A 21,645-nucleotide genomic window follows, 5' to 3' on the forward strand; every position below is an offset into this window, starting at 1 on the left:
GGGATGGTGCCCGCAGAATGCAACAAAATCTTTCGCCCATGAAAAAGGCCGCCCGAGGCGGCCTTGTGGAGCACATGCAAGAGATCAGGCCATGACGCGGCTGGCGCGAATCACCGAATGCAGGCGGCGCAGATTGCGCAGCGCATTCTCCAGCTGCACGCTGTTCTGCACGGAGATGACAAAGCGCAGGTCGGTGGTGCCGATCGCGGCTTCGTCAGTCATCTCGACGCGCACGATATCGGCTTCGGCGTTCGATAGCTCGGCCGCCACACGGGCCAGCACGCCCTTGTTGTTCTGCACCGTGACCACGATGCCGGCCTCGAACAGCCGCGTGATGTCGTCGGACCAGTCCACGGTGATGAAACGGTCGGCATCCTTTTCGCGCAGCTTGATGGCATTGTTGCAATGGGCGTGGTGCACGACCAGGCCCTGACCGCCCAGGTAGCCCAGAATCGGGTCTCCCGGCACGGGGCGGCAGCAGTGCGAGTAATAGACCGAGCTGCTCTCGTCGCCGTTGAGCGTGACCGCGCCCTGGAAGGGGCGGTTGTGTGTGTTGAAGCGCTCCTGCGTGATGAGCAGGGCATCCGGGCGCACACCCTGCTTGGTCATGAAGCTGGTCATGCGCGCGGCCACCAGGGAGGCGATGCGGCGACCCATGCCGATATCGACCATGAGGTCGGCGGGCGTGCGGTTGCCCGTGATGCGCAAAATCTCGTCCCAGACGCCCTTGTTGGCATCGTCCTGCGACGGTACGCTGTCAATGCCTTCGGCACGCAGAGCCTGAGCCAGCAGCGTTTCTCCGAGCTGGCCGGCTTCGGTCTGGGCCGCATTCTTGAGGTAGGAGCGAATCTTGGAGCGGGCGCGTCCGGTTTTCACAAAGCTCAGCCAGGCCGGGTTGGGCGTGGAGGTTTCGGAGGTGATGATCTGCACCACATCGCCGCTCTTGAGCTCGGTGCGCAGCGGCACTTCCTCGTCATTGATCTTGGCCGCCGTGGTGCGATGCCCGATCTTGCTGTGGATGGCGTAGGCAAAGTCCACCACCGTGGCGCCGCGCGGCATGGCCATGATCTCGCTCTTGGGCGTGAACACGTACACGGCATCGGGAAAGAGGTCCACCTTGACGTGATCCCAGAACTCCGCCGCGTCGCGGGTCTCGTTCTGGATATCGAGCAGGGACTGCAGCCACTGGGTGGACAGGTGCTCGGAGTCATGACCTTGCTGCGCCTTGTACAGCCAGTGCGCCGCGACGCCGGCCTCGGCCACGATGTTCATCTCTTCCGTTCGAATCTGGAATTCGATGCTGACGCTGGAGGGGCCGACCAGCGTGGTGTGCAGCGACTGGTAGCCATTGCTCTTGGCAATGGCGATGTAGTCCTTGAAGCGGCCCGGCATGGGCTTGTACTTCTGGTGCAGCACGCCGAGGGCCGTGTAGCAGTCCAGCGTCTTGGGCACGATGATGCGAAAGCCGTAGATGTCGGTGACCTTGGCAAAGCTCAGCTGGTTCTTCTGCATGCGCTGGTACAGCGAGTACAGCGTGCTCTCGCGGCCCAGCAGCCGCACCGGCAGACTGTGCGTGGCAAAAGCGGTGCTGACTTCGTCCTGCACGCGTTGCACCAGATCACGGCGGCGCGTGCGCGAGCGGTCTATGGCTTTTTCCAGCGTGGCATAGCGCCAGGGATGCAGATGCTTGAACGACAGATCCTGCAGCTCGCGATAGGTCTGGTTCAGGCCCAGGCGGTGCGCGATGGGCGCGTAGATTTCCAGTGTCTCGGACGAGATGCGGCCCCACTTGCTGCGCGGCATGTCGCTCATGGTGCGCATATTGTGGGTGCGGTCGGCCAGCTTGATCAGGATGACGCGCACATCGCGCGCCATGGCCAGCAGCATCTTGCGAAAGGACTCGGCCTGGTTTTCCTCGCGGGTATTGAACTGCAGCTTGTCCAGCTTGGTCAGCCCGTCCACCAGCTCGGCCACATCCTCGCCAAAGCGCTCCTTCAGATCCAGCTTGGTGATGCCGCAATCCTCCATGGAGTCATGCAGCAGGGCCGCCATCAGGGCGGGGGCATCGAGCTTCCAGTTGGCGCATATCCCCGTGACCGCGATGGGGTGGGTGATATAGGGGTCTCCACTGCTGCGCCACTGATTGGCATGTGCTTGATCTGCGTAGACATACGCTTGGCGCACGCGCTCGGCGCTGTCGGCATCCAGATAGCCCAGATGCTCCATCAATCCGTCAAAAGCAGCAGCCGACACACGTGCAGCCTGTTCAGCGGGCATGCGCTGAGGCTTGGCCGGTGCCGTAGAAGAAGGTGCAATCGTCGAGTTCTGGGCCGCTGTCATATTCCTTAAATGTAGCCTGCAAGTACCGAGCGCACGGTGATAGGTACAAAAAAGCACCGACGAGCGGTGCTTAATTGTCTGTTTTGGTGCTGCGATGCAACAGCTTAACCCGGCACCTTCTTCAGCATTTCCAGGCCTACCTTGCCGTCTGCGATTTCACGCAGGGCAGTGACGCTGGCCTTGTTTTTGGTTTCAATCTTGGGGGTATGGCCTTGATTGAGCATGCGGGCGCGGTAAGTCGCGGCCAAAACGAGCTGGAAGCGGTTGGGGATCTGCTCCAGGCTATCTTCAACAGTAATGCGTGCCATCAGGAACTCCGGGAACGGTCAGTTGGATTCAGGGATATTGAGCGACTCGAAGGTGTCGGCGCGAAGGCGCCGCTGGGCCGCATATTTGAGGCGTTGCGCGTGAATGATCGCCTTGAGATCAAAGAGCGCACTCTCAAACAGTTCGTTGATTATAACGAAGTCGAATTTGGCTACCTGTGCCATTTCTTCAGAGGCATTTTTCAGGCGCAGTTCGATCACTTCAGCGGTGTCCTCGCCACGGTTTTCCAGGCGCGCGCGCAGCTCGTCCCAGCTGGGCGGCAGGATGAAGATCAAAATCGCGTTGGGAAAGGCCTGCTTGACCTGCAGGGCACCCTGATAGTCGATTTCGAGCAGCACATCGGTGCCGCTCTGAATGCGCTCTTCTAGGGACTTCTTGGCCGTGCCATAGCGGCGGCTATGCACATTGGCCCATTCGACAAAGCCGTTGTTAGCGACCATGGCATCGAATTCGGCATCCGAGACGAAGTAGTACTCACGGCCGTGCTTTTCCTGGCCGCGTGGTGCACGCGTGGTGTGAGAGACGGAGGGGTAGACACGCGCATCGAGCTCACGCAGGGCGCGTACCAGAGAAGATTTGCCGGCACCGCTGGGGGCCGACACGACAAATAGATTTCCGGGATGGTCCATGACTTTGGGCATGACTTTGAGCATGAATTTTGGCGTATGGGGTTGGATACGCTCGGGGTTTGCTTACTCGATGTTCTGCACTTGTTCGCGCATTTGCTCGATCAGCACCTTCATGTCCACGCTGATGCGGGTCAGCTCTAGCGTGGCAGATTTGGAGCCCAGTGTATTGGCTTCACGGTGCAGTTCCTGAATCAGGAAGTCCAGACGCTTGCCGATGTCGCCACCCTTTTTGAGCAGACGCTCGATTTCGTCGAGGTGAGAGCCCAGACGCGTGACTTCTTCAGCCACGTCGATGCGGATGGCAAAGGCCGTGGCTTCGGCCAGGGCTCGATCCTGGGCGGCCTCGGGGGCCACCGAGCCTTCACCGAGGGCCATGGCCTCCTTCCAGCGCTCGAGGAACTTCTGGCGCTGCTGCTCCACCAACTGCGGCACCAGCGGCGCGGCGGTCTTGGCCAGCGCGCGCAGTTGCTTGATGCGGTCGAGCAGCATGTCAGCCAGGCGCTCACCTTCGCGGGCACGAGCCGCGAGCAGCTCGGTGACGGCCTGTTCGGCCAGGGCCGGAGCGATCTCGCTCCAGTCCGTGGTGGTGGTGGCGGTGCCGCTGCACAGGCGCAGCACATCGGCCACGGACAGGTCGCGTGCCTTGGGCAGCCAGGCCTGAACCGAGTCCTGCAAGGTCACAAGGCGTTGTAGTTGGCTGGCTGCGGGAATGGGCAGGTATTGGTTGCTGGAGACGTCGATGGCGGCTCGTACTTCCACCTTGCCGCGCTTGAGGCGCGCGGTGAGCAAGGTGCGCAGGGCCGGTTCAAGGGCGCGCAGTTCGTCGGGAAGGCGGAAGGACAAATCCAGAAAGCGGCTATTGACCGCGCGGATCTCAAGGCCCAGACGGCTGTTGGACTGGGACTCTTGACCACCCTCAACGGATGCGCTGTGCTGGGCACTGGCGTATCCGGTCATGCTGTAAACTGGCATTGGACTTTTGATGGATGCTTGCAATTGCCCGATTATCCGGGTTTCGTATCATCCTTGAGGTTTACCGGTAAAAAATGTCTACAAAAACCAAGCCAGCCCCCCTACCGTCGGGCAGCACAATAGGCGGATACCGGGTGGTGCGCAGGATTTCCTCGGGGGGGTTCGGGATTGTCTACCTGGCTCTGGACGCCGATGGCCAGCAGGTAGCGATCAAGGAGTACCTGCCGGCTTCGCTTGCCACTCGCGCACCTGCCGAGCTGCAGCCCGTGGTGGCACCAGAGAAACTGTCCCTCTATCGCCTCGGGCTCAAGAGCTTCTTCGAGGAAGGTCGCTCGCTGGCGCAGATTTCCCACGCCTCCGTGGTGAGCGTGCTGAACTTCTTTCGCGAAAACGAAACCGTCTACATGGTGATGAACTACCTGGAAGGGGCGACCCTGCAGGAGTTCATCGTCACGGCGCGCGAGCTCAAGGCCGACAAGGTGTTCAGGGAGTCGACCATCCGCGCCCTGTTTGACGAGGTGCTGCGCGGCCTGCGCATCGTGCATCAGCACAAGATGCTGCATCTGGACATCAAGCCCGCCAATATCTTCATCACCAATGACGACAAGGCCGTGCTGATCGATTTCGGCGCGGCGCGTGAAGTGCTGTCCAAGGAGGGTAACTTCATTCGTCCCATGTACACGCCGGGCTTTGCTGCCCCTGAGATGTACCGGCGCGATTCCCAGCTGGGTCCCTGGACCGATATTTACGCCATTGGCGCCTGTATCTATGCCTGCATGCAGGGCATACCTCCCAATGAAGCTCCGCAGCGTCAGGACAAGGACCGACTGGCCCTGGCCTTGAACAAGCTGCGCGGCGTGTATTCGGACAATCTGATCGAGGTGGTGGAGTGGTGCATGGCCATGGATCCGCTCTCGCGCCCGCAGTCGGTGTTTGCTCTGCAAAAAGAGCTGAGCCGCGAAGGCGAGCGTCGCTATACCAAGCTCAGCATGCAGGAGCGCATGCGCATGCAGTTTGACAACATGGTGCAGGACGCCAGGAAGAATCTTCAGAAACTCGGCAGCTCCGAACGTGGAGCGGTGACCGACAGCAATCGCAAACCATGAAATTTTCCGTCTTCCAGCTCAGCCGCCGCGGAGGCCGTGCCCTCAACGAAGATCGCATGGGCTACTGCTATACGCGAGAGGCGGCGTTGTTCGTGCTGGCAGACGGCATGGGCGGGCATCCGGACGGCGAAGTGGCCGCACAGATAGCATTGCAGGTGGTTTCCACGCTTTTTCAGCAAAAGGCCAAGCCCATGCTGGAAGAGCCTGCCCTGTTTCTGGAAGAGGCGCTGCTGCAGGCCCATCGCCAGATCCTGCGTTATGCCAGCACCAAGGGCATGATGGACACGCCGCGCACCACGTTGGTTGCGGCCGTGCTGCAGGACGGCAAGGTGACCTGGATTCACTGCGGCGACTCACGTCTGTACTGGGTGCGCGACGGTCAGCTCGTGGAGCGAACACGGGATCATTCCTACAGCGAGATGCGCAAGGTCTCCGGTGCGCTGACGCCTGCCAACCGCAATGTGCTGTTCACCTGCCTGGGCTCGCCTTCCAAGCCCATCTTCGATGTGAGCGAGATAAGGCGGCTTGAAGAGGGCGATCAGCTGATGCTGTGCTCCGATGGCCTCTGGGGGGCGGTGCCGACGCCGGAAATTCTCCAGATCATGAATGGCAAGGCCGTGGCCCATTTCGTGCCCATGCTGGTCGATACGGCACTCAAGCGAGCCGGAGACGGCAGCGACAATGTCACCGTGCTGGCACTGGTATGGGAAACACCTAATAATTTTGAACCGTCTTCCATCTCCACACAGGAGATCGAGGATGAGGGCTTCGAGTCCACGATACAGGTGGGACCGATCGATGAATGCGAGGATGAACTCGACGACGAGGCCATCGAGCGATCGATTGCAGAAATCAACGAGGCCATACGCCGCTCGGCGCAGCGCCAGAAAGCCAAGAACTGAACACGGTTGCACGCTGCAATAGGCGCTGGCTTGAAACTACTGAATCAATAGCTGATTGCGCAAGCGCCATAAGCGCTTCCATGGATTTTTATGATGAAAATTGTGCTGGCATCCAACAACCGCGGAAAGCTCGTCGAGTTGCAGGCCATGTTTGCCCCGCTGGGCGTGGAGCTGATCCGCCAGGGCGATCTGTTCGAGGGAGAAGCTCCCGAGCCTTATGGCACCTTTGTAGAGAATGCTCTGTCCAAGGCGCGCTTTGCGGCCGAGAAGAGCGGCTTGCCTGCCATTGCCGATGATGCCGGCATGTGTGTGGATCATTTCGGCGGTCTGCCCGGTGTGGACACGGCCTACTATTGCACCCAGTTCGGCTACGAAAAAAGCGACGACAACAATGTGCGCGCGCTGCTCGAGCAGATGCAGGGCGTGGCCAACCGCCGTGCCGCCATGGTCAGCACCCTGGTGGGCGTGCGTTCGCCCAAGGACCCCGAGCCGCTGATTGCCGTAGGTCGCGTGCAGGCGCTGCTCACGACCGAGCGCCGTGGCAGCAATGGCTTCGGCTTCGACCCGGTACTGCTGATCCCCGAGCTGGGCCTGACCTTTGCCGAGATGGAGCCCGAGCTCAAGCATGCACATAGCCATCGTGGACTTTCTTCTCGGAAGATGATCGCGATGGTGAAAGAGAGATGGCTGTAACCCCCTGAGGCGCTTTGCCTAGGCCCTTGCTAGGCATCTCTTAGCAGGGGCTGTGCTAGTTTTAGCAGCATCGGTTTTTTGCTGAGCCAGAGAAAAGTAAGTCCCCCCTCCATGATCCCCATTCAGCCTCAAACAGAGACTGCCGAAGCGGCGGTGCAGCGCGATATTCAGCACTACATGCGCCCCGGCACGCTGCAGCTGGGCAGCTTGCCGCCGCTGTCGCTGTATGTGCACCTGCCCTGGTGCCTGAAGAAATGCCCGTATTGCGACTTCAACTCGCATGCCTGGGCCAAGGGGGATGCGCTGCCCGAGGATCGCTACATCGATGCTTTGATGGCCGATCTGGAGTCTGCGCTGCCGCTGATCTGGGGGCGCACGGTGCACAGCGTCTTCATGGGCGGCGGAACGCCCAGCCTGTTTTCGCCCGAATCCATAGACAAGCTGATTGCCGGTCTGCGCGCGCGTCTGCGCATGGAGCCCGATTGCGAAATCACCATGGAAGCCAACCCCGGCACCTTCGAGAAGGACCGTTTCAAGGCCTTCCGTGCGGCCGGCGTGAACCGCCTGTCAATCGGGGTGCAGAGCTTTGATGACCGCTATCTGCAGGCTGTGGGCCGTGTGCATGATGCGGCGCAGGCCCGGGCGGCAGTGCGCGAGGCGGCGGACAATTTCGAGACCTTCAATATCGATCTCATGTATGCGCTGCCCGGCCAGAGCCTGGTCGATCTGCAGCGCGATGTAGACACGGCACTGTCGTTTGCACCGCCGCATCTGTCGATTTATCACCTCACCATCGAGCCCAACACCTATTTCGCCAAATACCCGCCTGTGGTGCCGGAAGACGATACGGCCTATGAGATGCTGGACCTGATCACGGCCAGTACCCGGAGAGTCGGCATGCAGCGCTATGAAGTCTCGGCCTATGCCAAGGACGGCCATCAGTGCTTTCACAACAGCAACTACTGGCAGTTCGGGGACTATCTGGGCATTGGCGCCGGTGCGCACAGCAAGCTGAGCTTTGCGCACCGCATCGTGCGCCAGGTGCGTTTTCGCGATCCGGCCCGCTATATGGACATGGCGCTGGCCGGCACGCCGCTGGCACAGGACAACGAGGTCAAGCGTGCCGAGCTGCCGTTCGAATACATGCTCAACGCGCTGCGCCTGCGCGGCGGCTTTGCCTTGCAGGAGTTCATGGAGCGCACGGGCCTGCCCATGTCGGCCATCGCCAAGGGGCTCGATCAGGCGCAGGCCAAGGGCCTGATCAGCCGCGATCTGGGCCGCGTGGTGCCCACCGAGCGCGGCTTCGACTTTCTCAGCGACCTGCAGGAAATGTTCCTGTAGGTCCTGGTGGATGCTCAGCCGCAGCGCAGCGCCGTGATCTTGCCTGCGTCATTGGTGATGACGTTCAGGCGCTCCTGGTTGTATTCCATGGTTGTGGGCTGACCCTCGCGCAGCACGCGCAGCAGATACGAGCCGGATTTCTGGCGGATGGTCTCCAGCGTCGACGCCACCGTGTTGTGGCCGATATAGATCTGTACTGGCTCAGCGTGGCATACCTGCAGCTGACGCGCAGCCGGGGCGGCTGTGCCGCCTGCGACCATGCCGTTGCTGGCGCAGCCAGCCATCAGCACTGCCATGCTGGCAGCAGCCATGCCCAGCAAAGGGCGGGTGGAAATAGGCCAAGTGGGTGTTCGATGCTTCATGCCCCACACCATAGCGCCACCCAGGTGCCCGCGCATGCCAGACCAGGCCTTGATGTGCAAGCGGGTGCAACAAGGCAATGCGCAAATTTGATGGCTTCATGCGCAAGGCCATCAGGGCAATGCTTGCATCTGGACTCTCGGTGTTTAGCGCCCGAGTCTATGGGCTGTGGGCGCCTTCTGCACTTTGAAAGATGCCGGCATCGATATTCGCAGCCTGCAGCTTGCGCGCAGCCTTTTCAGCGCGCTTTCGGCTCTCGAAGGGGCCGCTGCGTACTCGGGTGACCTCCCCTTTGTTGCTGGCCATCTTCTGCGTCAGCGCGGGCAGTCTGGACTTTTGCAGCTGCGCCAGTACCTTGTCTGCATTGCCGGCCTCGGAATAGACGCCCAGATTCAGATAGAACTTGCCGGGAACCAGATCCGAGCCGGCATGGGGTGTCGAGGGGGCATCTTTGACGGGCTGCTCCTTGGTATCTGTCGCCGGCCTGGCTGTCTGGTTTTCGCTCGGCTCGGCCTTGACCGCCGTCTTGCTCGGCACTGAGGCAACGGCATCGGGCGCTGCTGGCTCTGCGCTTGTGTCTGTCTCGGTGGCAGCCGTAGGCGTTGGCTCTGCCAAGCGGCTTTCTGGCTGGACGGCAGCGGAGGCTGCTTCGGGGGCGGGCTTTGCCGGGTCCGGGCTGGCAGCCGGACGATTGGCTGCAGCGGTGGCTGCGGCGGTGGCTGCAGGCTGCACGCTCTTGGGGGGGGCAGGGTTGTCGGCGGGCAGCAAGGCCAGGCCCGCGCCTGCGGCCGCTGCCACAGGCAGGGCCAGCACCAGCATGGCTGCGGTTCTGTTGCGAGCAGAGCCGACCTGCGCCTGCAAGGCGGCATGGGCGGCGGCCATATTGGGCGCGTCCGTAATCGCCTGCAGCGTCTGGGCCTTGATCTTGCGCCAGTACCAGCCATTGCCCAGCAGGCCGGGCACGGCCACGGCGAGCAGCCACAGGGCAACGCCCAGGCCTAGAGCCATGGCCTCGGGCAGAGCCGGGCGCAGGCCAAACCACCAGATCAGCGCGGTTGCCGTGACGGCTGCCAGGTATTTCGCAGCCTCGCGCCATAGACCGTGCAGGCTGCACCAGGCCAGGGTCAGCAAGGCGGCCGCCATATTCCAGCTGGGCAGGCTGCGGTCCAGGGCATCGAAGCGCTTGAACTGGGCCAGGTAAAAGTCGCGTGAACGTGGGCTCAGACGGCTGGCATAGAGTTGGGGCAGCAGGCCGCTGTCTTCCTCTTCGGGCGCAGCGGTCTGCTCGTCCTCGTGTTGCAGACTGTGCTGCATGGAATAGGCCGCGGCTGCAAAGGCTCCTGCAATGGAGGCAGGCAAGGGGCTGGCATCCGAGCGCGTAGGCTGGTCCAGCACGGGCTCCTGGCGCTGGTTTCGGCCAGCAGGGGCGAGCGCAGGGGTGGGGGTGTCCGAAGCAGAAGGCATGGCTGCAATTGTGTCATGGCGTTACGAGCAGGCCCAAGGCAGATTCCCAACAAAAAACCGGCGCCAGGCCGGTTCTTTGGGAGATGGCCGAGGCGCGCTCAGGCCTGGTGTGCAGGCAGCACGGTGGCGCGGCATTCGCCAAAGCCGATGCGCGCGGCTCCAGGCTTTTCGCACCAGCCGGTAAAGACCACGGCGTCGCCGTCGAGCAAGAAGGTGCGGGTTTCGCCGTTGCTCAGGCTCAAGGGCTTTTTGCCGCCTTCGGTGATTTCCAGCAGGGCACCGGCTTCGGCCATGGTGGGGCCGGACAGTGTGCCCGTGCCCAGCAGGTCGCCGGGTTGCAGATCACAGCCGTTGACGGTGTGGTGGGCAATCAGCTGGGCCATGGTCCAGTAGGCGTGGCGGTAGCTGGTGCGGGTGATCTGCTCGGCAGCCTTGCCTTCGGCGCGCATCTTCTCGGTCTGGATGGCGACCGTGAGCTGTACATCGAGCGCACCGCGCTGCGAGTTGGCTTCGCAGCTGAGGTAGGGCAGGGGCTGTGGGTCCTCGGACGGGCGGACAAAGGCCGTGCGATAGGGCTCCAGTGCTTCCAGCGTCACAATCCAGGGCGAGATGCTGGTGGCGAAGTTCTTGGACAGGAAGGGGCCCAGCGGCTGGTATTCCCAGGCCTGAATGTCGCGTGCCGACCAGTCGTTGAGCAGGCACAGGCCGAAGATGTGGTGTTCGGCGTCCTCGATGCCGATGGCCTCGCCCCAGGCATTGGCCGAGCCTGCGTAAATGCCCATCTCCAGCTCATAGTCGAGGCGGTTGCAGGGCTTGAGCACGGGGTCGGCATCGGGGGCCTTGAGCTGGCCGTTGGGGCGCTTGAAGTCCACGCCGGAGATGCGGATGCTGGAGGCACGGCCGTGGTAGCCGATGGGCACCCACTTGTAGTTTTCCATCAACGGGTTGGTGGGGCGAAACAGCTTGCCCACATTGGTGGCGTGATGCACGGAGGTGTAGAAGTCCGTGTAGTCGCCCACCTGTGCGGGTACGCCGTACTCCACATCGGCCTGGGCCACGAGGCAGGCCTTGAGCGCGGCTTCTTCGGCAGCGCCGGCACGCAGGGCGCGCGACAGCGCCAGGCGCAGGGCCGACCATGATGCCGGGCCCATGGCCATCAAGCTGTTGAGCTGACCCTGCGCCGCTGCTTCGACCTGGGCCTGCACATCGCTGCTCAGTGCCTGGGCATCGCGAACGGCCGCCATATCCAGCACCTGGTCGCCAATCGCCACGCCGCCGCGAAAAGCCTCGCTGCTGCTCTTGCGACGAAACACTGCAAACGGCAGGTTCTGGATGGGGAAGTCGCTGCTGCCTGTGTTGGCGCTGGTGACCCAGCTTTGCAGGCCGGCGTCGTGGGTTTCGTTCAATGTCATGTTCGTCTCCTTAAACGATTTGAATAAAAACAGGCTGCAGCGCTGATCTGCTGTGCGCTGTCAGCCATTGATCTATGAGCGATCGATGACCGAGCTATGACCGATCTATGACCGATCTATGGGATCTGGCTTGTCGACCTTTCATGCCGCAGTGAAGCCTCCATCCATATTCCACTGTGCACCACGCACCTGGGCGGCGTTGTCGCTGGCCACAAAGCTGACCAGCGCCGCAACCTGTTCCACCGTTACAAAAGCCTGCGAGGGTTGCTTGGCTCCCAGCAACTTGGTGCGGGCTGCGGGCTCGTCCAGGTTTTCGCGCAGCGCCAGGGCCTGGATCTGGGCCTGTACCAGCGGCGTGAGCACCCAGCCGGGGCAGATGGCGTTGCAGGTCACGGGCGTGGTGGCCAGCTCCAGTGCCACGGATTTGCTCAGGCCCAGCAGGCCGTGCTTGCTGGCCACATAGGCGGGCTTGTGGGCCACGCCGACCAGGCCGCTGACGGATGCCATATTGATGATGCGCCCCCAGCCGCGCTCCAGCATGGCCGGCGTGCAGGCCTGTATGGTGTGAAACGGTGCGCTCAGGTTGACGGCCAGCATGGTGTTCCACTGGGCCGCAGGGAAGCTGAGCACCGATTCCACATGCTGCATGCCTGCGTTGTTGACCAGAATGTCCACTTCCCCCAGATCGGCGGCAATACGCCGTGCCAGGGGGGCAATGGCTTCGCCGTCAGCCAGGTCGAGCGCGTAATAGCGGGCTGCCACACCCAGTGCCTGCAGCTCGGCCAGCTGGGCATCGGTGCGAGCGCTGGGGGCGGCGCTGCCATGCAGGGCAATGGCGGCACCTTCGCCAGCCAGTTGCCTGGCAACGGCCCAGCCTATGCCGCTGGTGGAGCCGGTGATCCAGGCGACGCGGCCGCTATGGGGCTTGGAGAGCTGCTGGACTTGGGGCAGGACGGTGGTCATTTGAGCAGGTCCATTTCGATATGCACGTATTCGCTGATGAAGCGTACCTTGGCCCAGTAGACGATCAAGCCCTGTGGATTGCAGGCCCAGCGCAGCGCCTGCATCAACGGCGTGCCCAGCGGCACGCCCAGCTGCTCGGCAATCAGCTCGTCGGCCGGGGCTACGCTCAGGTACTGGCGGGCCGTGGCGATCTGCGCTGGATCATTTCCCAGCGCCTGAGCCAGCGTGGTGCGCTCCAGCTGTTGCTGCAGCCTGGGGTAGAGGTTCTGTTCCAGGTACAGCTCGGAGAGGCAAAAGCGTGCATCGCCGTGCTTGTGCACGCGCAAAAAATAGGTATAGGCCGGGGCCAGTTCGCCAGGGGAGGGGAAGCCGGCAGTAATGGGCGGCACGCAGTCATTCGCTTGCTGCAGCGTGGTCTGCTGAATCTGCTCGCCAAAGGCCACCAGCTCCTGCCATGTCGTGGGCAGCAAAAAGGATGGGGGCTTGTAGGGCTGGCCCACGACCTTGGTGCCGCCGCGCTTGCGGGTCTCCAGCAGGCCTTCGTCGACCAGCGCATGTACAGCCATGCGCACCGTGGTGCGCGAGACGCCGTGCAGTGCCTCGAGCTCATCGACAGTGGGAATGCTTTGTCCGACCGGCCACTCGCCCGTCGCTATCTTGTTGCGAAACAGCCGGGCCAGCTGCAGGTGCAGCTTGTCGCGAGATTGGGAGGCGGTGGACGTAGCAGTCATAGGCACAGTTTTGCGGGGCAGTGTAGCAAATAAAGTATCTAAAAAAGTACTTTATTAAGCCAAGCAAGCAGCCACTCAAGATGGCGCAACAAGGCCGCAGCAGGCAGTGCCAGCCAGCCCCAGGAAGCGCAAGAGTTCACAAATGTCACCATTCGGGCAGTGCAAATGACTTTTAAACTCCTCGCTTTTGATAGCGGATAGTGCAGGCAGCCATTGGTTGCCATGTGCTTTGACAAGGGCAATCCTTGCCTGGGAGTTGGTAGTTTCATGCACAAGCAGTACGAGTGGCAGTTTTTCCGCGCCGGCGAGGTGGACCAGGTGGTGATCCGCACGGGCCAGGACATTGCCCATATTGGTGAGCTCGATCAGAAGCTGTGGGTGGCTCTGGCCTGTCCCACCAGAGGTATCGAGTTCGACAGCGCAACGCTGGATTTGATTGACGAAAGCAAGGACGGACGTATTCGTCCCCCGGAGCTGGTGGCCGCCTGTGAATGGGCCGTGGCAAGAGTGCGTGACCCGCAAGTTCTGGCCGATGGCGGCGATGTGCTGCAACTGGGCAGCATCAACGATGCGACGCAGGAAGGCGCGCTGCTGCTGGCGGAGGCCAGGCGCGTGCTGGAACTCGCGGGCCTGCCCGATGCCCAGGCCATCACGCTGGCCCAGGTGCAGGAGCGCATGGCCTCGCTGCAGGCCCTGCGCTTCAATGGCGACGGCGTCGTCAGTGCAGCCACGGCCGAAGGCGATGAGGCGCTGGCCGGTCTGATTGCGCGCATTCAGGAGCTTTACGGTGCGGTGGACGGCAGCGATGGAGTGCCCGGCATCAACCGCAGCAAGGCCGAGGCCTTCTGGGAAGACGTGCAAAGCCTGCAGGACTGGTTTGCCCGGGCGCAAGGGCTGGGTTGCAATCTGCAGCCGCGCGCACAGGCGCTGGCGGCTGCGCAGGCCGTGAACGCGGTGCAGGCCAAAGTCGATGACTTTTTTGCCCGCACGCGACTGGTGGAGTTCGATGCCAATGCACGGGCACCGCTCAACCCCACGGAAGAGGGCTATGCCGCTTTGGGGGCGCTGGTGCTCAGCAATGCATCGGAGTCTGTGGCCGCGCTGCCGCTGGCTGCCGTTACCGGCGAGCGCAGCCTGCCGCTGGTCAATGGCGTCAATCCCGCCTGGGCTGCGGCCTTGCAGACCTTGCGCGAGCAGGCCGTGCAGCCCGTGTTCGGCCAAGCGCTGACGGCGCTGACCGAGGTGCAGTGGGATCAGCTCAAGACCATGCTGGCTCATTGCCAGCAATGGTTGTCAGAGTGCCCTGCCACGCCGCTGGGCGCAGTGAGCGAGGCCGAGATTCAGCAGTTGCTGTCCAGCGGACTGAAAGACGCCGTAATGCAGTTGCTGGACCATGACGATGCCGAAAAAGAGCATGCCGTGCAGGCCATGGCCCTGGAAAAGCTGATCCGCCTGCAGCGCGATCTGCTGGAGCTGCTCAACAACTTTGTCTCCTTCTCCCGCTTCTATCGCCGCGAAGGCGCGGCCTTCCAGGCCGGGACCTTGTTCCTGGACGGCCGCAGCTGCGATCTGACCGTGGAGGTGGCCGATGCCGCCGCCCACTCGGTGCTGGCCGCCATGGCCAAGACCTATCTGGCCTATTGCGAGTGCAAGCGCGAGGGGCAGAAGAAGACGATCGTTGCGGCCTTCACGGCAGGCGATGTGGACTTTCTGTTCGTGGGGCGCAACGGCGTGTTCTACGACCGTGCGGGCCAGGACTGGGATGCGACCATCGTCAAGCTCATCGACAACCCGACCAGCATCGGCCAGGCCTTTTTTTCGCCCTACAAGAAGTTCCTGCGCATGATCGAGGAGCAGGTCGCCAAGCATGCCGCAGCCAAGAACGATGTGGTCAATACCAGCCTCGGCGACAACGCGGCCAAGCTGGTGACAGCGCCCAAGGAGCTGGCCCAGGCACCTGCCGCAGCGCGCAAGACCGATGTGGGGACGGTGGCCGCCATCGGCGTGGCACTGGGCTCGCTCAGTGCCGTGATCGTTGGCATCTTCGGCAAGTTCATCGAACTGGGGCCGTGGATTCCGGTGGCCATACTGGGCCTTATCCTGGCCATCTCCGGCCCCAGCATGCTGATTGCCTGGCTCAAGCTGCGTCAGCGCAGCCTGGGACCGATTCTGGATGCCAGCGGCTGGGCCATCAATGGCCGCATGAACATCAATCTGGGCCTGGGTCGCAGCCTGTCGCAGACGGCCAAGGTGCCGGTCAACGCCAAGCGCAATATTGCCGACCCTTATGCGGACAGTCATGGCCTGCGCAACAGCCTGTGTGTGCTGGCACTGATGGCAGCCGCCGCGCTGCTGGCCTGGCGCATGCACTGGCTGGACACCGTGCTGCCCGTCAGCTGGCAGCACGGCCCTGCAGTCGCTAGCGTGCCAGCGGCCAGTGCGCCGGCAGCGGCCGCAGCAGGAGCCGCAGTCAGGTAAGCCAGGCAAGCCAGGAGCACGTGCCGTCTGCACAGGCTGGCGGCAGGCTCATCGCCTCTTTGGCTGGCAGTTCGCTGCGTCCCCAATACCGCTGGCATGGGTGCGGTATTGGGCGGCTCAGCCGGAATCTGTCCTAGAGTGCAGTTCTGTACTCACCGAAACACCTTGGATGTGCATGCTTCCAAGGTGTTTTTTCATTGCATTTGATGACAGGAGCAAGCCATGGGACGTGCCATCCATAGCGCACATGAACTTCTCGCCACCGATGAGTGTGAGCTCTACGACCTTTCCCAGTCCGATGCGGCCCTGGTCAGGCTGAGCCCGGCCCAGCGCCGCCTGCAACTGCAGCGCGCCCGTGCCATGCGCGACCGGGCGCGTGCGCTGTACCGCAAGCAGGTCGGCCATACGCTGCACCACACGGCCACCAAGCGTGGCTTCACGGGCATGGCCAACGAGCGCACTCGCCAGAAGGCCCAGGTGCTGTCCGAGGTGGTGCGCAGGCTGGCGGGCGAGCCGACTTGAATCCGCGTCGTCTCGGTGGATCTGTATGGATATTAAAAAGTGAGCTTGTTACGCAGGCTATTCATAGATTTCAATATGAAAACATATTGAAATCGTTGAGCGGATTGCGCTGCAAGCTCCTTTTTTATGCTGTCGGCAGATTCACTGCCGACAGCAGCGGCATGCCGGTGCGGCGGGTGAACTCCTCGTAGCTGATGGGCGGGCCCATGCGGGTGTCGGCACTATTGGCCTGCCAGTACACCCAGCTCTTGCCGGTGCTGGCGTCATAGACCAGCTTGAAGAGGTAGTCGGGCACCGCCACCTTGCCCGCACCGATGGTCGAGGCATTTTTGCTGAACACCGGGCCGGTGAAGACATAGACGTCGCCCCGGGCACGCAGCGCGTATTTGCGCGTGGCCTGTTCCACCTGGCTCCAGGCTCCCGCGTTGTGCACCTGGTTTTGCGGAACCATATTGGCGAGGCTGAAACTCTGGGCCATGGCCTCGGGCGTGCTCATGTCTGCTGCCGGGGCCATATGGCCGCGCGAAAAGCCGGAGCGCTTGTAGTCATCAAGCTCGGAGCGCTCGGCGCTCGGCAGGCGGGCGTCGGCATAGAACTTGTCGCTGCGCTGCAAGCCCTGGGCCTGCTGCAGCGTCTGGCGGTTCAGACGCTCGGCCACAAACACCGGGGTCTTGGTGCTGCCGTTGTGCAGAACGGCAAAACCCGAAAAGCACAGCTCGCGCTCATGGGAGTGCAGTTGCAGGGCCGGAGCCTTGCCGCCGGGAAAGAACTGGGGGCAGCCGGCAAAGTGCGTGGGCTGGGCAGTTGCCGTGACATCGGCCTTGGCCACCTTGCCGCCCACGCTGGGCGTGTGGGAGCCGGAGCCGGAATGCAGACCATCCAGATCCGGCCAGCCGTTCTTGCGAAAGGCCTGCAGGCGCTGGCCCAGCGCATCCAGTGCGGGAATATGCAGGCTCGCCAGCGCCTGGCCCAGCAGTTTTTCGGCAGAGGCACCGGGATTGAAGCTGCAGCTGGCAATCTGGAAGCTGGCCAGCGCCGCCGCACCTGCAGACAGGGCAAAGCGCTTGATGCGGGAGAGACTGTAGCGAGCAGTCTTGGAGGCATTGCCGCGCTTGCGCGCAGGCGTTTTCTTTTTCTTGGCGGTCGTCATTGAGGCGGCAATGGTACGCCGCTTGAATGCGGCTTGAGGCATGGCGCGCCCCGCAGGCCGCACTTTGTGTGTCCGGCAATGAAACCGTATGTGAATCGCCTGCCTGCAGGCGCGCAATTCAAGGGCCGGGTGTTTGTTTCAAGCCGTGATGTTGCCGATACTGGCCTGGCGTCAGGCCCAGGTGTTGGCGAAATAGATGGCCCATATGCGACTGGTGGTTGAAGCCGCAGTCCAGCGCGATCTGCGTGAGGGACAGATCGGGGCCACGCATCATGGCGCGGGCCGCCTGCAGCCGGGTCTCCGTGATCCAGGCATGCGGCGTCATGCCCGTGAGCCGTGTGAACTCGCGCAGAAAGCGCAAGGGGCTGGTGCCCACCATGGCGGACAGCTCGGCAATGCTCAGCGGCCGATCGAGCTCGGCGGCAATGCGCTCCAGCACGCGCGCATAGCCGGCGCCGGGGCGCGCGTCGCCCCCGCAGGCGCTGCCTTCCTGGCAGGCCAGAAAGCGCAGCGCAGCCTGCTCGATGGCCAGAGCGTCCGGCTGCGGGCTGAGCAGCAGCCGGCGCAGATGCTGCGCCATCTGCAAGGCCGCACGCTCGCCATGTCGCGAGATGCGCTGTGGCGGCCTCGGCGCGTCAGCCTCATGGGCGGCATAGCGCAGCACCAGATATTCGCCGCCGGTGGCCGATTCGGAAAATACCTCCACGCCCGGCGGTGTATAGCTCAGGGTGCCGGGCCAGGTGTCGAAGTCCACGCGCCTGTCGGAGGCAATCGCGTGCACGCCTTGCTGCCTTTGCAGCGCAATGCCCAGCGTATGCATGCGCACCGGGTCGCGGCTGCTGTAGGCGGCGCGATCGAGCAAATGGATCTGCACGGCTGGCGCATCGGTTGCCAAAGGCTGAATCAGGTGGGTCTTCATGGCTTGCTGAAATTTCATGATAGACGATGGCGGCCGGCCGGCCTCACACTGGCGCTCATGAATCAAGACCTGCAAACAAGCGCCGGGCCGCAGCGCGTCATCGGCCTGATCGGCGGCATGAGCTGGGAGTCCAGCGCCGAGTACTACCGCCTGATCAACCAGGGTGTCCGGGACCGTCTGGGGGCGCTGCGCTCGGCCAGGCTGCTGATGTACAGCGTGGACTTCGGCCCTGTCGAGCAGGCCCAGCATGAAGGCCGCTGGCATGACGCGGCAGCGCTGCTGGCCGATGCCGCCCGGCGTCTGCAAGCCGGCGGCGCCGACTGCGTGCTGCTTTGCACCAACACCATGCACAAGGTGGCGGATCAGGTGGCGGCAGCCGTGTCGATTCCTTTTGTGCACATAGCCGACCCGGTCGGTGCGGCCGCGCGTGCAGCCGGCGTGCAGGTGCTGGGGCTGCTGGGAACGCGCTTCACCATGGAGCAGCCGTTCATGCGCGAGAGGCTGGAGCAGCAGTTCGGCCTGAAGGTGCTGGTGCCGGGCGAGGCCGAGCGCGCGCAGGTGCATCGCATCATCTATGAGGAGCTTTGCGCGGGGCAGATCAGCGATGTGTCACGCAAGCTCTATCAGCGTGCCATCGAGTCATTGGCGGCCCGTGGGGCGCAGGCCGTGGTGCTGGGGTGCACGGAAATCGGCTTGCTCATCAAGAGCGAAGACAGCGTGCTGCCGGTGCTGGACACCACGGCCTTGCATGCTGCAGCGGCCGTGGACTTTGCGCTGCGGGCCTGAGCTGACGGAGATCAGTGCGCCGAGCCCGGCTGGCGGATCTCCGGAATGGCGCAATGCGTGCTGGCCTCGTTCATGGCAATGTCATGCTCGTGCTTGGCCACCTCCACCGACATGGCCTGCGGCAGCGGCACGGCGTTCTTCACGGCCAGAATCTCGGCCATCACGCTCACCGCGATCTCTGCCGGAGTCTTGCTGCCGATATAGAGGCCGATGGGGCCGCGCAGCTTGGCCAGCGACGCTTCGGTCTCGCCAAAGTGCTCCATCATGCGCTCGCGCCTGGCGTGGTTGTTGCGGCGCGAGCCGATGGCGCCCACATAGAAGGCCGGGCTGTGCAGGGCTTCGAGCAGGGCCAGGTCGTCGAGCTTGGGGTCGTGGGTGAGGGCGACGATGCAGCTGCGCGCATCGGGCTTGAAGGCCGTGACGGCATCGTCGGGCATGTCGGTGACGGTGCTGACCTGGGCCACGGACCAGCTGCCCATGTATTCCTCGCGCGGGTCGCAGACGGTGACCGTGAAGCCGTTGAACAAGGCCATGGTGGCCAGGTATTCCGCCAGGGCCCCCGCACCGATCAGCAGCATGCGGTAGCCGGGGCCGAGGTGGTTGACGAGTTGCTGGCCGTCAAACTCCAGCACATCGGGGTGCTCGGCCGTCTGCAGGCTGACTTCGCCGCTGCCGCAGTCGACGCTGCGTTTCACCAGTGATCCTGCTTCAAGCTCGGCCACCAGTTGCTGCAGGCTGGCCGCATCGGGGTTGAATTCCAGCAGCAGCTCCAGCGTGCCGCCGCAGGGCAGGCCGAAGCGGTGGGCCTCGTCGGCGCTCACGCCATAGCGCACCAGCTGCGGCGGGCCGTCCGGGATGCCCAGATTCTGGTTCAGGGCCTTGGTGTGGCGGGCGATCAGATCGTCTTCGATGCAGCCGCCCGATACCGAGCCAATGGCGCGACCGTCCTCGCGCAAGGCCATCATGGAGCCCACGGGCCGCGGGGACGAGCCCCAGGTGCGCACCACGGTGGCGAGCAAGGCGTGCTGACCGGCCGAGCGCCAGTCACGCAGTGCCTTGAGTACCAAGACGTCGATATTGTCCATTGCTTGCTTTCTCTGTTTCTCTCGCTCGCTGCAATTTTGAAGCATCAGGCGGGCGCTGGGTAGCGGCGCTACCCGTAAATGATCACGCGCAAAAAGGCCTTCCGAGGCCCGATGGGACAGGGAAGGCCGGCTTGTGCAGAGCTGTGCAGCGCTTTGGCAGCGCCTGCTGTCAATGCGCCTGGGTCTGCTTGCGCAACTGGCCTACCTTGGCAGCCAGGTCCTTCCACTCGTCCACACCGTACTGGGCACGCATGGTGTTGAGCAGGGTGGCGATCTGTGCATCGCTGAGTGCATGGCGGAAGGCGGGCATGGTGCCCAGGTCGGCATGGGCCGGATGTTGCACGCCTTCGAGCACGGCCATGATGGCGTTGTCGGGCGATGCGGAGTGCAGGCTGGTGCTCAGCGCCAGCTGGGGACGCACGCCGAAGCTGCTGCCCGAGGGGTCTGCCTTGTGGCAGGCCATGCAGGCGCCCTGGTACAGGCGGTAGCCTTCGGCATCAAGCGCCAGCTTGGGCTTGGCGGTCTTCTCTTCGATGAGTGCCTTGGCATCGCCGGGCGCGGCGTCGGCCTTGCGGTAGCTCATCAGATAGGTGGCAATGGCGTCGAGGTCGGCATCGCTTTGCTGCGACAGGCCGTGGGCCACGGGAGCCATGGGGCCGGCTGCCACGCTGTGACGGGCCGAGAAGCCGGTCTTCATGTAGTCGACCAGATCCTGCTTGGTCCAGGGCAGGGGCGAGGCCGTCTTGTCCGTCAGAGCAGGAGCATCCCAGCCTTCGGCGCTGCCGCCGGTGAGATGGAATTCACCCGTTTTTTCAGCGGCCAGGCCGTTGCGCGGTGTGTGGCAGGCACTGCAGTGCCCCAGGCCTTCGACCAGATAGGCACCGCGATTCCACTCGGGAGCCTGCTTTTCATCGTCCTTGACGACGCCGGGTTTGAGGTAGAGCCAGTTCCAGGCTGCAATGCCGCGGCGCACGTTGTAGGGGAAGTTCAGCGCCGTCTTGGGCGGCTGACTCTCCACGGCAGGCTCGCTCATCAAAAAGGCGTACAAGGCCTTCATGTCCTCATCCGTCACGCGGCTGAAGGCCGTGTAGGGGAAGGCGGGGTAGAGGTACTGGCCTTCGCGGTCCACGCCGTGGCGCATGGCGCGCTCGAAGGCTTCATAGCTCCAGCTGCCGATGCCGGTCTGCAGATCGGGCGTGATGTTGCTGGTGTAGATGGTGCCGAAGGGGCTGGGCATGGCCAGACCGCCCGCGTTGGTCTTGCCGCTGGGAGCAGTGTGGCAAACGGCGCAGTCGCCCATGGCGGCCAGCAGCTTGCCCTTGGCAATCTGCTGGGGTGTGAAGTCGGCAGCGGCAATGGCTGACTGGGGCGCAATCTCGCCCTGATGGGTGAGCGCCAGGCCGGCGGCAGCCAGCACGACCACTACAGCCGCACCGCCCGCCAGAATCTTTTGGAACGTTCGCAT

General features: G+C 63.2%; 20 protein-coding genes. 7 read left to right on the forward strand and 13 right to left on the reverse strand.

All coding sequences use genetic code 11. From position 1 onward, the window contains the following. Nucleotides 1–84 precede the first annotated feature (84 nt). The 4 genes from QYQ99_RS18130 to QYQ99_RS18145 all read right to left on the reverse strand — a co-directional run bounded on the left by QYQ99_RS18130 (nt 85) and on the right by QYQ99_RS18145 (nt 4,253). Nucleotides 85–2,340, reverse strand: coding sequence for a RelA/SpoT family protein (locus tag QYQ99_RS18130; protein ID WP_302089425.1), 2,256 nt, complete (start codon nt 2,338–2,340; stop codon nt 85–87). A 104-nt stretch (nt 2,341–2,444) separates the two neighbouring features. Next, nucleotides 2,445–2,648, reverse strand: a complete 204-nt coding sequence (gene rpoZ / locus QYQ99_RS18135; RefSeq protein ID WP_003052081.1) for a DNA-directed RNA polymerase subunit omega — start codon at nt 2,646–2,648, stop codon at nt 2,445–2,447. Between the two features lie 18 nt (nt 2,649–2,666). Beyond that, nucleotides 2,667–3,296 (reverse strand): guanylate kinase, encoded by a 630-nt coding sequence (gene gmk / locus QYQ99_RS18140; RefSeq protein WP_302093210.1) that lies wholly within the window; start codon nt 3,294–3,296, stop codon nt 2,667–2,669. A gap of 63 nt (nt 3,297–3,359) precedes the next feature. Next, nucleotides 3,360–4,253, reverse strand: a complete 894-nt coding sequence (locus QYQ99_RS18145; RefSeq protein WP_302093211.1) for a YicC/YloC family endoribonuclease — start codon at nt 4,251–4,253, stop codon at nt 3,360–3,362. A gap of 89 nt (nt 4,254–4,342) precedes the next feature. Here QYQ99_RS18145 and QYQ99_RS18150 point away from each other — a divergent pair, with 89 nt between their 5' ends. The 4 genes from QYQ99_RS18150 (at nt 4,343) to hemW (ending at nt 8,310) form a co-directional block, all read left to right on the forward strand. Continuing rightward, a complete protein-coding gene (locus QYQ99_RS18150) occupies nt 4,343–5,374 on the forward strand; it encodes a serine/threonine protein kinase (RefSeq protein WP_302089426.1) in 1,032 nt (343 codons plus the stop codon). Further along, entirely contained in the window at nt 5,371–6,276 is a 906-nt protein-coding gene (locus QYQ99_RS18155) for a PP2C family protein-serine/threonine phosphatase (RefSeq protein ID WP_302089427.1), read from the forward strand. The genes QYQ99_RS18150 and QYQ99_RS18155 overlap by 4 nt, the downstream gene beginning before the upstream one ends. Before the next feature lie 93 nt (nt 6,277–6,369). Further along, on the forward strand, nt 6,370–6,969 hold the full coding sequence (locus tag QYQ99_RS18160) for a non-canonical purine NTP pyrophosphatase (RefSeq protein ID WP_302093212.1): 600 nt from the start codon (nt 6,370–6,372) through the stop codon (nt 6,967–6,969). A gap of 111 nt (nt 6,970–7,080) precedes the next feature. Continuing rightward, complete coding sequence (gene hemW / locus QYQ99_RS18165; protein WP_302089428.1) at nt 7,081–8,310, forward strand: radical SAM family heme chaperone HemW; 1,230 nt, start codon at nt 7,081–7,083, stop codon at nt 8,308–8,310. Nucleotides 8,311–8,324: 14 nt separating this feature from the next. Here hemW and QYQ99_RS18170 read toward each other — a convergent pair whose 3' ends face one another. From QYQ99_RS18170 to QYQ99_RS18190, 5 genes are all read right to left on the reverse strand, one after another. After that, on the reverse strand, nt 8,325–8,684 hold the full coding sequence (locus QYQ99_RS18170; protein WP_409815021.1) for an I78 family peptidase inhibitor: 360 nt from the start codon (nt 8,682–8,684) through the stop codon (nt 8,325–8,327). A 145-nt stretch (nt 8,685–8,829) separates the two neighbouring features. After that, complete coding sequence (locus QYQ99_RS18175) at nt 8,830–10,134, reverse strand: SPOR domain-containing protein (protein WP_302089429.1); 1,305 nt, start codon at nt 10,132–10,134, stop codon at nt 8,830–8,832. Nucleotides 10,135–10,232: 98 nt separating this feature from the next. Continuing rightward, the gene (fahA, locus tag QYQ99_RS18180) at nt 10,233–11,546 is read right to left on the reverse strand and encodes a fumarylacetoacetase (protein WP_291603319.1); all 1,314 of its coding nucleotides are present in this window, start codon (nt 11,544–11,546) and stop codon (nt 10,233–10,235) included. A 141-nt stretch (nt 11,547–11,687) separates the two neighbouring features. Continuing rightward, nucleotides 11,688–12,509: a 3-hydroxybutyrate dehydrogenase gene (locus QYQ99_RS18185; RefSeq protein WP_302089430.1), complete on the reverse strand. Its 822-nt coding sequence runs from the start codon at nt 12,507–12,509 to the stop codon at nt 11,688–11,690. Then, nucleotides 12,506–13,240, reverse strand: a complete 735-nt coding sequence (locus QYQ99_RS18190) for a GntR family transcriptional regulator (RefSeq protein WP_302089431.1) — start codon at nt 13,238–13,240, stop codon at nt 12,506–12,508. The genes QYQ99_RS18185 and QYQ99_RS18190 overlap by 4 nt, the downstream gene beginning before the upstream one ends. A 267-nt stretch (nt 13,241–13,507) precedes the next feature. Between QYQ99_RS18190 and QYQ99_RS18195 the strand changes: the two genes are divergently transcribed. Continuing rightward, entirely contained in the window at nt 13,508–15,718 is a 2,211-nt protein-coding gene (locus QYQ99_RS18195; protein ID WP_302089432.1) for a hypothetical protein, read from the forward strand. 222 nt (nt 15,719–15,940) lie between these two features. Then, complete coding sequence (locus QYQ99_RS18200) at nt 15,941–16,240, forward strand: hypothetical protein (RefSeq protein ID WP_291603312.1); 300 nt, start codon at nt 15,941–15,943, stop codon at nt 16,238–16,240. Between the two features lie 124 nt (nt 16,241–16,364). Here QYQ99_RS18200 and QYQ99_RS18205 read toward each other — a convergent pair whose 3' ends face one another. Together QYQ99_RS18205 and QYQ99_RS18210 are read right to left on the reverse strand one after the other, a co-directional pair. Beyond that, nucleotides 16,365–17,390 (reverse strand): DNA/RNA non-specific endonuclease, encoded by a 1,026-nt coding sequence (locus QYQ99_RS18205; protein ID WP_291603509.1) that lies wholly within the window; start codon nt 17,388–17,390, stop codon nt 16,365–16,367. A 118-nt stretch (nt 17,391–17,508) separates the two neighbouring features. Further along, nucleotides 17,509–18,309: an AraC family transcriptional regulator gene (locus QYQ99_RS18210; protein ID WP_367882857.1), complete on the reverse strand. Its 801-nt coding sequence runs from the start codon at nt 18,307–18,309 to the stop codon at nt 17,509–17,511. 57 nt (nt 18,310–18,366) lie between these two features. Between QYQ99_RS18210 and QYQ99_RS18215 the strand changes: the two genes are divergently transcribed. Then, entirely contained in the window at nt 18,367–19,095 is a 729-nt protein-coding gene (locus QYQ99_RS18215) for an aspartate/glutamate racemase family protein (RefSeq protein ID WP_302089434.1), read from the forward strand. 11 nt (nt 19,096–19,106) lie between these two features. On the opposite strand, the gene QYQ99_RS18220 is transcribed toward QYQ99_RS18215, so the two are convergent. Together QYQ99_RS18220 and QYQ99_RS18225 are read right to left on the reverse strand one after the other, a co-directional pair. Beyond that, nucleotides 19,107–20,180 (reverse strand): XdhC family protein, encoded by a 1,074-nt coding sequence (locus QYQ99_RS18220; RefSeq protein WP_302089435.1) that lies wholly within the window; start codon nt 20,178–20,180, stop codon nt 19,107–19,109. Nucleotides 20,181–20,349: 169 nt separating this feature from the next. Next, a complete protein-coding gene (locus QYQ99_RS18225; RefSeq protein ID WP_302089436.1) occupies nt 20,350–21,645 on the reverse strand; it encodes a c-type cytochrome in 1,296 nt (431 codons plus the stop codon).

Origin of the sequence: Comamonas testosteroni (assembly GCF_030505195.1) — a bacterium.
GTDB lineage: Bacteria > Pseudomonadota > Gammaproteobacteria > Burkholderiales > Burkholderiaceae_C > Comamonas > Comamonas testosteroni_G.

Excerpts from the sequence above, each read along its gene's own strand:
- QYQ99_RS18205 (WP_291603509.1), bottom strand. The coding sequence starts at position 17,390 with ATGACGACCGCCAAGAAAAAGAAAACGCCTGCGCGCAAGCGCGGCAAT.
- fahA (WP_291603319.1), bottom strand. The coding sequence starts at position 11,546 with ATGACATTGAACGAAACCCACGACGCCGGCCTGCAAAGCTGGGTCACC.
- QYQ99_RS18145 (WP_302093211.1), bottom strand. The coding sequence starts at position 4,253 with ATGACCGGATACGCCAGTGCCCAGCACAGCGCATCCGTTGAGGGTGGT.
- QYQ99_RS18215 (WP_302089434.1), top strand. The coding sequence starts at position 18,367 with ATGAATCAAGACCTGCAAACAAGCGCCGGGCCGCAGCGCGTCATCGGC.
- QYQ99_RS18220 (WP_302089435.1), bottom strand. The coding sequence starts at position 20,180 with ATGGACAATATCGACGTCTTGGTACTCAAGGCACTGCGTGACTGGCGC.
- QYQ99_RS18210 (WP_367882857.1), bottom strand. The coding sequence starts at position 18,309 with ATGAAGACCCACCTGATTCAGCCTTTGGCAACCGATGCGCCAGCCGTG.
- QYQ99_RS18130 (WP_302089425.1), bottom strand. The coding sequence starts at position 2,340 with ATGACAGCGGCCCAGAACTCGACGATTGCACCTTCTTCTACGGCACCG.
- QYQ99_RS18195 (WP_302089432.1), top strand. The coding sequence starts at position 13,508 with ATGCACAAGCAGTACGAGTGGCAGTTTTTCCGCGCCGGCGAGGTGGAC.
- QYQ99_RS18190 (WP_302089431.1), bottom strand. The coding sequence starts at position 13,240 with ATGACTGCTACGTCCACCGCCTCCCAATCTCGCGACAAGCTGCACCTG.
- hemW (WP_302089428.1), top strand. The coding sequence starts at position 7,081 with ATGATCCCCATTCAGCCTCAAACAGAGACTGCCGAAGCGGCGGTGCAG.
- QYQ99_RS18175 (WP_302089429.1), bottom strand. The coding sequence starts at position 10,134 with ATGCCTTCTGCTTCGGACACCCCCACCCCTGCGCTCGCCCCTGCTGGC.
- gmk (WP_302093210.1), bottom strand. The coding sequence starts at position 3,296 with ATGGACCATCCCGGAAATCTATTTGTCGTGTCGGCCCCCAGCGGTGCC.
- QYQ99_RS18150 (WP_302089426.1), top strand. The coding sequence starts at position 4,343 with ATGTCTACAAAAACCAAGCCAGCCCCCCTACCGTCGGGCAGCACAATA.
- QYQ99_RS18185 (WP_302089430.1), bottom strand. The coding sequence starts at position 12,509 with ATGACCACCGTCCTGCCCCAAGTCCAGCAGCTCTCCAAGCCCCATAGC.
- rpoZ (WP_003052081.1), bottom strand. The coding sequence starts at position 2,648 with ATGGCACGCATTACTGTTGAAGATAGCCTGGAGCAGATCCCCAACCGC.
- QYQ99_RS18170 (WP_409815021.1), bottom strand. The coding sequence starts at position 8,684 with ATGGTGTGGGGCATGAAGCATCGAACACCCACTTGGCCTATTTCCACC.
- QYQ99_RS18200 (WP_291603312.1), top strand. The coding sequence starts at position 15,941 with ATGGGACGTGCCATCCATAGCGCACATGAACTTCTCGCCACCGATGAG.
- QYQ99_RS18160 (WP_302093212.1), top strand. The coding sequence starts at position 6,370 with ATGAAAATTGTGCTGGCATCCAACAACCGCGGAAAGCTCGTCGAGTTG.
- QYQ99_RS18225 (WP_302089436.1), bottom strand. The coding sequence starts at position 21,645 with ATGCGAACGTTCCAAAAGATTCTGGCGGGCGGTGCGGCTGTAGTGGTC.
- QYQ99_RS18155 (WP_302089427.1), top strand. The coding sequence starts at position 5,371 with ATGAAATTTTCCGTCTTCCAGCTCAGCCGCCGCGGAGGCCGTGCCCTC.